Below are 12,474 nucleotides of genomic sequence, written 5' to 3' on the forward strand. Positions count from 1 at the left end.
ATAGCTCTCATTCTAGGAGCAGAAGTTAAAGAGGACTGTAACGCAATCATAAAATAGTCTTAAAAAACTCTTAAGCTTTGGGGCTAATGGGAAGCTTAACCATAAAGGAAGTCATGTAGGAGCTGCTTGATGCCGTAATCGTACCCCCATGCTTCTCGACGATTCCCTTAGCGATAGCAAGTCCAAGTCCTGATCCGCCTGACTTCTCTGTTCTGGACTTATCTACACGGTAGAAGCGATCAAATATATTCGGAAGATCTCCGCTCGGAATCGGCTCTCCATAATTGATCACTTCAACGATTGCCGTATGTCCCTCTCTTCGAAGATGAAGATCAAGCTTCTTCCCATCCCGCCCATAATTGATGCCATTGGCCATTAAATTCTCAAACACGCGGACAAGCTTTGATGGGTCTCCAGTGATCATTAGCCCCTTCTCTTCATTCTCGCTATTCAAGCTGCCCTTCATTCCTGCTTGCTCCAGCTCTACATGGAATTGCACCAGCAGCTGCCCAAGCATCTCCTTGAGATTAAAGTTTACGCGATGGAGAGGAATCGCATCATGGCGCATCCTTGTATATTCGAATAAATCGTTGATGAGATCATTCAATCTCAGCGATTTGTCATAGGCGATCTGAACATAGTGACGAAGCTCTACTTCATCACGGTAGCGATCCTGTTCAATTAGGCCCAGATAACCTAACACAGAAGTAAGCGGGGTCCGCAAATCATGTGAAACATTGGTTACCAGCTCATTTTTCGTCTGCTCGGCCTTTCTTTCCTCATCTAATGAATTTTTCAAGCGCTCCACCAAATAATTCGTATCCTTGGCAAGCTCCCCGAATACATTCTTCTTCTTGACCTCGATCAAATAATCAAAATTCCCCTCTGCGATGTAGCGCGTAGCCTTCCCTATCTCCCCTGCATAATGAAAGTAGCGCCATTGCAGCACAACAAAATAAAAGAGGAAGAGCAGGATTCCGAGTATCGTTAAAGTAATGTCATCCCCGAACAAATTAAGTCCTCTTTTTAGAAACATTCTTATGTCATAATAAGGCCTCGACAAGATATCAATGCCAATATAAACGACATACAGCGAAAAGACAGCTAACACAATACTGAACAGCAAGTGGGAGATTGATCTTCCAACAATGCGAAGCGCCAAATTACCCTTCAATTTTATACCCTACCCCCCACACGGTTACGATCAGCTTGTCACCGAGCTCCTGCTCAAGCTTGTCCCTCAGTTTACTGATATGAACCATAACAGTATTGTTCGATTCAAAATATTTTTCCTTCCATACCTGCTGGAAAATCTCCTCTGCGCTAAACACCCTGCCCGGATTGCTGGCAAGCAAATACAGGATGCCAAATTCCGTTGAGGTCAGATTGAGGGGCCGTCCCTCTACCTCTACAGTATGACTGCTCTTATCAATCCGAAGAGAGCCCAGCCTTAGCCCCTGCTCATTCCCTCCATCCGCCGCAGCGCTGCTCGGATTATATTGATAAGAACGCCTGAGCAAGGAACGCACGCGTGCAAGCAGCTCCAGCGGATTGAAGGGCTTGCTCATATAATCGTCGGCTCCGGTCATTAGGCCCATTATTTTATCCATATCTTCAACCTTTGCGCTTACCATTAAGATCGGCACAGACTGATCGCGGCGCAGCCTTCGGCATACCTCCAGCCCATCCATCTTTGGCATCATAATATCAAGAATCACTAAATCAAAGGTCTGCTCCTCATACGCGAGGAGTGCCTGCTCCCCGTCAAAAGCGATCGTTGTCAAAAAACCTTCATTCTTCAAATAAATCTCAATTAGCTCGGCAATTTCTCGTTCATCATCCACAATCAATATACGTCGGTTCATTTCCTTCGCCCCTTCTTCAGCTTGCTCGGACTGCTTTCAATATACAGGATGACATTGCAAAAAGTCCCGTATACAAGACAATATTCAGAATTTTTAAGGCTTTATTTAAGCTTTCTTAAGCTTTGGCTTTCATTCTGGCAGAGGTAAGTATATAGCCAATGGTTGTCCAATGTGATACACTCAAACGTATCGACAATCACATGGGAGGGACTTACATGGCGGCAAAAAGAATGCGCTCTGACATGATCAAAAAAGGATTTGACCGCGCTCCACATCGCAGCCTTCTGCGTGCGGCAGGCGTTAAGGAAGAAGATTTCGACAAACCGTTTATCGCGGTTTGCAACTCTTATATTGATATTATTCCTGGCCACGTCCACTTGCAAGAATTCGGTAAACTGGTTAAAGAAGCAATTAGAGAAGCAGGCGGCGTACCGTTTGAGTTCAACACCATTGGCGTTGATGATGGTATCGCTATGGGTCATATCGGCATGCGTTACTCGCTGGCAAGCCGCGAGATTATCGCAGATTCAGTGGAGACAGTTGTTAATGCCCACTGGTTCGACGGCATGGTATGTATTCCGAACTGTGATAAAATTACACCCGGCATGATTATGGGAGCACTTCGCGTTAACATTCCAACAATCATGGTAAGCGGTGGACCTATGAAGGCTGGTAAAACTTCAGACGGCCGCTCCATCTCTCTATCCAGCGTATTCGAGGGCGTAGGCGCTCACCAAGCTGGCAAGATCAATGATGATGAGCTTATGGAGCTTGAACAATTCGGTTGCCCGACTTGCGGCTCTTGCTCAGGCATGTTCACAGCCAATTCGATGAACTGCTTGGCAGAAGGCCTTGGCCTTGCTCTACCGGGCAATGGTACCATTCTTGCTGTATCCCCTGAACGTAAAGAATTCGTTAAAGAATCAGCTCGTCAACTAATGAAAATTATTGAGCAGGGCATCAAGCCGCGTGATATCGTAACGAAAGAAACGATTGATAATGCTTTTGCGCTTGATATGGCAATGGGCGGCTCCACGAACACCGTTCTTCACACTTTGGCAATTGCTCATGAAGCGGGTATCGAATATCCAATTGAGCGCATTAACGAAGTGGCTGAGCGTGTTCCTCACTTGGCGAAGATTGCTCCTGCATCGGATTATCATATTGAGGATGTCCATAATGCAGGCGGCGTAAGCGCTGTGCTTAATGAGCTATTCAAAAAAGAAGGCGCCCTGAATGGCGACCAAATCACGGTAACTGGCAAAACGCTTCGTGAGAATGTTATCGGTCAAGAAATTCAAAATACTGACGTTATCCATACAATTGATAATCCGCACAGCGAGCGCGGCGGTCTTGCCGTATTGTTCGGCAACCTGGCTCCACGCGGCGCTATTATCAAAGTCGGAGCGGTTGACAAATCCGTTAACGGCTACCACAAAGGCCCTGCGATCTGCTTCGATTCGCAAGATGACGCACTCGCTGGCATCGCTAATGGTAAAGTTAAAGAAGGACATGTCGTTATTATCCGCTACGAAGGTCCAAAAGGCGGCCCAGGCATGCCTGAGATGCTTGCACCAACCTCCCAAATCGTTGGTATGGGTCTTGGAGCTAAGGTTGGTCTCGTAACTGACGGACGCTTCTCTGGCGCATCCCGCGGTATCAGTATCGGCCACGTATCCCCAGAAGCAGCAGAAGGCGGCCCTATCGCTTTCGTTAATGATGGCGATATCGTTGAGCTGGATATGAACAATCGTTCCATGAACGTATTGATCAGCGACGAAGAATTCGAGAAACGCCGTGCTGCATGGCCTGGCTTTGAGCCGAAGATCAAACGCGGCTACCTTGCTCGCTATTCTCACCTTGTTACGAACGCCAGCACTGGCGGCGTAATGAAAATGTAATTATAAATTTATCTTCGAGTGCATAGCCATACGGCTGTGCACTTTTTTTATTATGTAATTGGTCATTATTTTCAAACAAGCTTCAAATCGTACCACTAACAAAAAAGCGGCAATCTAGGACTCAATTTCCCTAAACGCCGCTAAATGCACTAATCTTGGTAAAACAATTTGCAGTAATAATTGTCTCTAAATCAATTGTACGAAGATCATGGATATCATCTTCAAAAATTTCATACTTAATCTCAAACATAATATAGATCACTCCTGCCCAATTATCAGCATTACTCTATTATTCTTTGAAAAAAAGGACGCACCAGCTATTGCTTGGCTACGTCCTCGCTATTTATATACAATTCAAATGAAAGCAATTTGTTGTAGATTATGTTATACAGCAGAGGTACTTCCGCCAACATGTGCTGCTTCTTCAGCAATCGAATGATTGCTTCTATCTGCCTTCTCTAGCAAGGGCTTCGCTTCCTCATGCGCAAAGCTCTGACTGAGCGTTGCATAGGACAGCATCGTGCTAACGGGCATTAACAGCATATGTGGATCGATCGCATTTCTTCTCTCGCGCCCTCTTGCATTGCGCTGTTTGTTCGTTAGTACCTTCATAAGTATGCGCAAATAAATTTTTGTTGTTCTAGCGAATAAACCATCTGGCAACCGATACGTGTGGAATCCTAGCCTATCCGCTCCACGATGGATCATCGTCACTCCATAGACAGCCTTTACGCCTTGGGCTTCTGGGTCTTGGATCACTTGATCAGCAAGTATTGGCAGAGCATGCTCCACTTCGCGCAGCATTTTGATACCCGTCGCAACTGGCGAGCTTGAGTTAGCTGCAATACTGGACAGCATCCGATTATCGAAATGCAATTCAACAATCTTATCGCCCTTGATCAGACCCTCGTTATTCGAGAAATCGACGGTCTGTCCGTTGTAAGAGGTCACCCGATAATGAAAAGCGGGAGCTTCTGTGCCCACCTGCTTCAATCGGAATAAGGCATGGAAAGCTTTTTCGTAGAGAAGCCATGCGGCAATCATTCCTTTTTTCATCCAGGATTGCTTCTTCGCCTTGGCTGCCTCTGTAAGCTTGATCAGCTCAGCGATCCCTACAAAGCGGTAGCCGCGTTTCGTTCCTTCCTCCAAATAAGCCTCCAAAGCCTGAAGCATATTAGCAGGAGCATCTATATCTGCACCCGGCGTACGACCGCAATCATGCAGCAGCAGTACTTCACCCGGACGAAGTTTCCTCAACATCCGCCTCTTAAGACGATCGGCTCCCAGCTTTAGTTTCCAATCACCGAACATGGCTGACCAGAGTACAAGCTGCAAGTGACCCAAATTTGAATAATCAAAAATATTAATAATTCCCCATGGCGGACGATAATAAACGGAACTTGTTCCCGTCGCCTCTCGTATAACGTCAGAGGTAATGGCAATTTGCTTCCTTACTGACTTCGGTCTCATCAGCCAATTGCTTTTGTGAACATAATTATGAATCCCAATAATATGCCCTTCCGCTTGCATTTGCCGGAGCAATTCAGGTTGTTTCTCTGCATGCGAGCCCACTACAAAAAAGGTTCCTTTCGCATTGTAACGCTTGAGCAGCTCGAGCAGCTTCGGCGTATAGTCCGGGTCCGGACCATCATCAAAGGTTAGCGCGATCTCCTTATCCACTTTTCCCTTCTTGAACACTCGAAAACCGAACGTACGACTAATAAATGCAGGGATGAAGGCATAGAAGGACAAGATGTAAAGTGCCCAAAGCAGCAAATTTTCCATTTTGTTTCCCCACCATTATATAAAATTTTAGATGAACACTTGTAATGTCCAATACACGACAGCATTAATTGTACCATAATGGACTTAAAAATAGGCATCCAATTAATTATTATAGTACAATCCTATTAGAGATATGAATATTATTCCAAAAAGGGGATCCGTCCACTATGCTACCGTTTTATAAAAAATATTGGCGCACTGCTTTTGATATTGCACTCATTGCGCTTACCGTCTATCTCACCATGGTCGTCTTTAGTTATTTGTATAAAATTGCAACGCCAATATTCTTCTCTTTCATTATTTATCTATGTATTGAACCATTGGCGCGTCGATTGAATCGGCTCGGACTGAAGAAATCAATCGCCTCCGGCATATCCGTACTCGTCTTCTCCATTATTATTCTCGGAGCCTTCTCGGGACTCGGCTACATATTGACGATTCAAGGCACAGAATTTTTCACGTATAAGCTTCCTCAATATCAAGAAATATTGAAGGAGCAGCTCAATAGCAATTCAGGAATATTACAGGAAAAGCTGCTTGCACTGCCCCCGGAATGGGTCGAGCAGCTGACTACCTACATTAATGGAGCAACCGAATATTTACCGAAGCTGGCCAACCTCGTATTCACCAGCCTGCTTGGATATGTATCTTCGTTCTCTACCTTTATCTTCAACTTCGCAGTAGGAGTTATTCTAGCATACTTTTTAAGTATTGAAATTAAAATTTGGAAAAAAACAGCTAATGAAAAAACCCCGAATACCTTTAAGAAAGCTTTTGAGTTTCTTCGTGATAATGTCTTTAAAGGAATAGGCGCTTATCTGAAATCCCAAGCCAAAATGGTCAGCATTACGTTTGTCGTCATCCTGGTCGCTCTATTGCTGCTTGGAGTAAAGAATGCGTTCGTGATTGCTCTGCTGAGTGCATTCTTCGACATTCTCCCTTTGCTGGGCGTTGCGACGATCTTCATCCCTTGGATTATCTATTTGTTCATCGTCGGACAAACGACATTGGCAATCTGGTTGTCCATTCTATTTCTTGTCGTCACCTTGACCAGACAAATTCTTGAACCGAAAATTACCGGAGATACACTTGGCGTGTCCGCTTTCACGATGCTGGCATTTATGATCATTTCACTCAAGCTGTTCGGTGTCGCAGGCGTTATCTTATCTCCAATCCTGATCATTTTAATAAAATCGCTGTATGACCAAGGGTTCTTCCATCGTTGGATTCGCACGCCGCAAGGCGAATTCGACTTAAGCAGCACAGAGCTTGAGCAAGAGAAGGACTAGCCCGAGTGAAATCTAGGAATCAGCGTCCTTAGCCAAAATATCCATGACCCCTCGAAACAGCCTTGTTCCTTGATTTGGGGTGCCGGGCAGGCGATGCTTCGAGACGACAGCAACCGCATAACGGGGGGCCTCTACTGGTCCATAGCCCGCGAACCATTGATGTACACGCGGCTGACCTGCCTGCTTAATCTCAGCTGTGCCAGATTTCCCTGCCACCTTCCATATTCCATCTCGGATGGAGCGTCCTGTCCCGTGATCAACGACCGCCTGCATCCCGCGAAGGAGCTTGCCAGCCGTGTCCGAATGAATTCGGTCACGGTTTTTTGATGCTTGCTTCACATCTAGCTTCGTCATCAGCTGTCCATTGGCATAATGGATCTCGCTGACAAGACGCGGCTCTACAACACGCCCTCTGTTCACTATCGTAACGATCAAATTCGCAGCCTGCAGAGGGGTCATTAACACATCACGTTGACCTATAGCACTCTGCACCATCGCCCCGCCATCCACCCGCAGCAAGGATGCGGCGGCTTCTGCTTCGCCTGCCTGAGCAGCAGCGAATAATTGACCTGCTTCTTCCTCCCCCAGAAGGCGGAGCGGCTTATGGAAAGGACCGAAGGGCTTCTCCGCATGCCAACCTGCCTGCCTCCCAATACCAAGAGCTGAAGCCGTCTGCAGTAATTGCTTCGCTTCCAGTCGTTCTGCAAGGGTCGCGAATACAATGTTACAGGACTGAGCTAGCCCTTCATGCAGATTCAGGTGCCCATGGCCGCCTTCCTTCCAGCAGGAGAGGCCATAGCGGCCATACTCTCCGTTGCAGCTAAAGGTTTCCTTCTCACTCACAACACCGGCTTCTAGCGCCGCGGCTTCCGTCACGAGCTTGAATACCGAGCCGGGAGCAATCGCCTTCAAAGCATGATTGGCCCACGCCTCTCCATTGCCTTCGCCCAATTGATAAGGATTCATCTGCGGCCTCGATACCATGGATATAATATCCCCATTGCGGATATCAAGCACCACGATTGCTCCTTCTTTCAGCTTTTGGGAATCTGCGTAATTTTCAATCTGGTTTTGCAGATTCAGATCAAGGGTAGTCTTCACCTGCAACGGATAATAGCGGCTGCGAGCAGATGATATGCGCATATCCAGACCATGCAAAGGCTGGTTAGCTCCATCCGTATAATAGGATACTGATGTAGGACCGATCCCATGAATAAGCTTGTCCAATGATTTCTCCAGCCCTGAGCCGCCCACCTGTTCCGTCCGTTTTCTCTTCCCCTTCGCCAATTCCTTCGGATAGGCGGCCTCCAGCCATTCAGGATGCTGACTCGTGAATCCAATAGCCTGTTTAGCTGGAAACTCTGCGATATAGCGGCTGCGATAAGGAAGCACTCGTATGCCGTTAAGCTGCAAATGGGACAGCTGCTCTATTTGACCAGAAGAGAGACGATAAGGAAGCTCCTCCGCCCCATTATGCCAAAAGCCCGGTTCACGCAGCCCATCCCATTTCCTAATCAACTCCTCGACTGTCACTCCGAGCAGACCAGCCAACCGCTGGAGCTCAGCATGCGTCCCTCGTGCCTTTGGACTTATCGGAAACCAAGCCAGCGTATAATAAGTCTCGCCTGTAATCGCCTTGTCTTTGCGATCCGTGAAATCCCCTCTTCCTGTATCCAGTACAAGATTACGCTGCCGTTGAATCACCGACATTCGTTTCCAACCGCCGTTTTTGGCATACAGGTGTGAAGACGGAACCGCTGAGCCAGGAATTAACTGCAGCCAAGCAAGACGCAGAATACATCCGATTAATAATAAAGTAAATAGTGCTGCGATTACCGCTGCCCGTCGAATCATTTCAATAACCTCCGTATGTAACCTGCGTTGTTGCTTCCCCTCCAGTATCGCCTCAAAAAAACAGAAAAAAACCGTCTGACCGACAATCCGGCCAAACGGTTTTGTTTGAAGCTGTTTATATTTTGAATCTTGCTAATGAATCCTTCAAGCCGCTAGATACGGCATCCAGCTTCTCTGAAAGGCTGACAAGACCGTTGCTCACATTGAGCTGCTCGGTGCTAAGTGATGCTACCTCCTCAGAGGTTGCGGAGGATTCCTCGGCTACCGCGCTCACATTGCCCATTGCCTCAGATAATACGGTCTGCGATTGATCCAGCATTTCAATAGACTCTGTTACAGAATCTAGCTTTTCTACAAATTGTCCCATTTGAGCTTGAACGGTTATGAAGATCTGGTTAGCTTCTTTAACCGAACCAATCTGCTCTTGGAAGAGTGGGTATGCATCCGAAAGGACATCAACCGTTTCACCGATCTCGGTCTGAATCTGCTCCGTAATTTTGGCAACGACATCAATGGATTGACGGGATTGATCTGCGAGCTTACGAATCTCGTCAGCCACGACCATGAAGCCTTTGCCGGCAGCTCCAGCACGAGCAGCTTCAATCGTAGCATTCAAGGATAGAATATTCGTCTGCTTGGTCAAATTATTGAGCACATCTAGAATTTTAACAATCGAGCCTGTGCTCTCCTTCAAGCTATCAACCTTATCCACCATAGAACGGGTCATTTCTTCCGTCATGTTCGTCTTTTCAATCAATGTCCCCATATAAGCGGTACCCTGCTGACTTGCTTTCTCTACTTGACCCGCAGAGAGAACCATTTGACTGGTGGCTTCCATGACCGTCTGCATTTGCATATTCATATTGCCAGTTAAATCGCTGCCTCTCTCTGCTTCAACTGCCAGACTGGAAGCTCCAGTAGCGATCTCTTCCGTTGCTACAGATATCTCTCTTGCTGAGACTGCCGTTTTCTTGGATGCCTCAGAAAGCTCTCCTGCAGTAAATAATACATCATCAGCAGACTGGGTCGTCTGCTTAGCAAGCGCTGTAATCTGCGTCATCATTTTATTGAAGTTATCGCCAAGCTGGCCGATCTCGTCTTTTCTGTTCTTCGTCGTATAACGAACTGTAAGATTGCCTTGCTCCCCTTCTTTCATCAGGTTGCGAATATTCATAAGAGGAACAGCAATGGTCCGAATAACCATGAAGCCGATGGCGATCGCGATTAATACCGCCACACCTGCTGTAATCCATGTTAATGTCCGGATTTCTTCTGCATCCTTCACCAGTTGATTTACTGGAATCGTACCGACTACTCTCCAATCCATCGTAGTGAACTGTTTGTAGGCAGCCAGCACAGCTTGACCTTCAGATGTTTTTAGCTTAACGCTTCCGCTCTCTTTGTCGGCAGGCAAGCTAAGATTAGCTGTCTTCCCTATTAATGCATTATCTTTATTCGCGATATAATTATTGCTGCTGTCTACAATGGCAACGTTGCTGCCTTCGCTCAATACAACTTCATTATACTGTTTTTGAATGAACGCCAGATCGATCTCCAGCAGCATGACATAAATGCCACTGTTCAGTCGCGTATCCTTCATTAGACGTGTTATGCCAATTGAAGCTTGTCCGCTCTCCGTGCCAAACCCAGTAGGCTGCGTCTCAACCCAGCTTGACTTACCCATGCCTTTCTGAGCCTCAGCGAACCATTCAGTGCCTGCCAGTTTCTCTCCAGCTTCAAGAGACGCTGTGCCTGCTGTAATGATCGGATTCTTAGGATCTACTGGCAGTAAATAAGCACCTAGAATCGAATTATTAGTCAAGATATAAGTCTGAACCCGCTGTGTTAATGCTCTGCTTTTCTCGAAAGTGGAGAATTGATCGGTTGCTTCGACCAGCTCTTTAACCATCCGATTATATTCAGCATCCAGCATAATCTGCATCGTTAAATCATCATAGGTCTTAAATACAATATCCAATTTGTCTGCAATTTGATTCACGGTTTGAAAACTAGCATCTGATACTTTTGACTCTACAATCTCTTTTGACTTGGAATAAGCCATTTGTCCTACTACGAATACGCAAGCAATAATACTAACGAAAATAATAATAAATAGCTTTGCTCCTACTGATTGGATAGGATTCGCAAGCTTTCCCTCCTTCAGTCCCTGCAAGGCTACCTTCATCTTATTAGACATGGCCGATGGGTTTGGTTCCGCTTTCGTCTTCTCTGTTGCTGACAAACCTTTCCCCTCCAGCTTGTTTTTGGATGATTCATTTGATTTTTTCGAAGTATTAAGTTTTTTCAATAGAAAACACCGCCTTTGATCGATTAAGAAGGATTGTTTTTCTTGTGGCTAGTCCTGGCAGTAGTTCCTTTGCTCTACCTCTATGTATAATCCTATTATTTTATATCGGCCGCAATCTGTCAATTGATTATAACAGAATTGAAAAGAAAGGAATAAAAAAGGAGAAAAAGCCTATATTCCGCTTCTTCTCCGTTGCTTGTAAATGATGGTTTTACTTTTGGATTTTTTTCCTCATCATATCCATCGGTCTAACTGGCTTGAGCGTACGGATATGAATACGTTCAAGTGGATGTTTGGCAGCATCCAGCTGCTCGCCTTTATCATTAGCCAAATACTCAATCGTCTGTTTGAAAAAGACGCCACCCGGACCAACGAACTCGATCTCTTGACCAAGCTTGACATGATTGCGCTGCTGAACGACAGCGATGCCTGTCTGTTCATCATACTCCAGCACAATGCCTGCGAAGTCATAAGGTGCCGGCTTATCCTCAGGCTCATAAATATGATACTCCGAGCCCGGAGTATCAAGGAAAAACCCTGTATTCAGCGGGCGATTGGCAGCTTTATTAATCTCTTCTACCCATTCTTGCTTGAGTACATATTCCTCAGGGTTATCGAAATAGGCATCAATCGCTTGGCGATAAGCATTCACGACCGTGGCCACATAATGAATGCTCTTCATCCGTCCCTCGATCTTAAAGCTATCCACGCCTACCTCAATCAGTTCGGGCATATATTCGATCATGCACAAATCCTTCGAGCCCATCGTAAAAGGATCTTCTCCATCTGTATACATTGGAGCATCATCTACAAACATATCATACTTCCAGCGGCAGGATTGGCAGCATCCTCCACGGTTTGAGTCGCGATCAGTGAAATGATTGCTTAGAACACAGCGACCAGAGAATGAAGAACACATCGCTCCATGGATGAATGCTTCAATCTCAATATCAACATGCTGTTTAATCTCCGCAATTTCTTCAAAGCTGGTCTCCCTAGCAAGAACAACGCGAGGTAGTCCCTCTTCCTTCCAGAACTTAACGGCCTGCCAATTCAACGTTGATTGCTGTGTGCTGAGATGCACTTCAAGCTTCGGTGCAACGCGCTGCGCCGTTTCGATTATGGTTGGATCAGCTGCGATGATTGCGGCTATTCCCGCATCCTGCAAGCCGCGCAAATATTCCTCGAGACCGCTTATATCTTCGTTATGAGCATAAATATTCGTCGCAACAAATACTTTCGCACCATAGCGCTCAGCGAATGCAACGCCTTCCTTCATTTCCTCGAAGCTGAAATTGTCGGCATTGGAACGCAAACCATACTTTTGCCCTCCAATATAGACAGCATCTGCTCCGTAATGCACAGCAAATTTCAGCTTTTCCAAATTCCCTGCAGGAGCGAGCAGCTCAGGCCTGTCGAGCCTATGTCTTTTCCCCTGGAAACGCGGTGCCTTTTTCTCCGAAGTTATCATC

At 46.2% G+C, this 12,474-nt stretch carries 8 protein-coding genes; 2 read left to right on the plus strand and 6 right to left on the minus strand.

The window, feature by feature from the left end:
* Positions 1–70: 70 nt before the first annotated feature.
* Together AC50YO_RS20410 and AC50YO_RS20415 are read right to left on the minus strand one after the other, a co-directional pair.
* A complete protein-coding gene (locus tag AC50YO_RS20410; RefSeq protein ID WP_494850022.1) occupies positions 71–1,174 on the minus strand; it encodes a sensor histidine kinase in 1,104 nt (367 codons plus the stop codon).
* On the minus strand, positions 1,164–1,865 hold the full coding sequence (locus tag AC50YO_RS20415; protein ID WP_494850023.1) for a response regulator transcription factor: 702 nt from the start codon (positions 1,863–1,865) through the stop codon (positions 1,164–1,166). The genes AC50YO_RS20410 and AC50YO_RS20415 overlap by 11 nt, the downstream gene beginning before the upstream one ends.
* Before the next feature lie 215 nt (positions 1,866–2,080).
* Between AC50YO_RS20415 and ilvD the strand changes: the two genes are divergently transcribed.
* Complete coding sequence (gene ilvD, locus AC50YO_RS20420; protein WP_494850024.1) at positions 2,081–3,766, plus strand: dihydroxy-acid dehydratase; 1,686 nt, start codon at positions 2,081–2,083, stop codon at positions 3,764–3,766.
* A 384-nt stretch (positions 3,767–4,150) separates the two neighbouring features.
* Here ilvD and AC50YO_RS20425 read toward each other — a convergent pair whose 3' ends face one another.
* Positions 4,151–5,551: a polysaccharide deacetylase family protein gene (locus AC50YO_RS20425; RefSeq protein WP_494850025.1), complete on the minus strand. Its 1,401-nt coding sequence runs from the start codon at positions 5,549–5,551 to the stop codon at positions 4,151–4,153.
* Positions 5,552–5,718: 167 nt separating this feature from the next.
* Between AC50YO_RS20425 and AC50YO_RS20430 the strand changes: the two genes are divergently transcribed.
* Complete coding sequence (locus AC50YO_RS20430; RefSeq protein WP_494850026.1) at positions 5,719–6,840, plus strand: AI-2E family transporter; 1,122 nt, start codon at positions 5,719–5,721, stop codon at positions 6,838–6,840.
* A gap of 12 nt (positions 6,841–6,852) precedes the next feature.
* Here the strand turns inward: AC50YO_RS20430 and AC50YO_RS20435 are convergent, their stop codons facing one another.
* The 3 genes from AC50YO_RS20435 to AC50YO_RS20445 all read right to left on the minus strand — a co-directional run bounded on the left by AC50YO_RS20435 (position 6,853) and on the right by AC50YO_RS20445 (position 12,473).
* Positions 6,853–8,694 carry a peptidoglycan D,D-transpeptidase FtsI family protein gene (locus tag AC50YO_RS20435; RefSeq protein ID WP_494850027.1) on the minus strand — a complete coding sequence of 614 codons (1,842 nt, stop codon included), beginning with the start codon at positions 8,692–8,694 and terminating at the stop codon, positions 6,853–6,855.
* Positions 8,695–8,809: 115 nt separating this feature from the next.
* Positions 8,810–10,879: a methyl-accepting chemotaxis protein gene (locus tag AC50YO_RS20440; protein ID WP_494850134.1), complete on the minus strand. Its 2,070-nt coding sequence runs from the start codon at positions 10,877–10,879 to the stop codon at positions 8,810–8,812.
* A 334-nt stretch (positions 10,880–11,213) separates the two neighbouring features.
* The gene (locus AC50YO_RS20445) at positions 11,214–12,473 is read right to left on the minus strand and encodes a peptidase U32 family protein (protein ID WP_494850028.1); all 1,260 of its coding nucleotides are present in this window, start codon (positions 12,471–12,473) and stop codon (positions 11,214–11,216) included.
* Position 12,474 lies beyond the last annotated feature (1 nt).

The sequence above is a fragment of the Paenibacillus sp. J22P59 genome, from assembly GCF_059383895.1.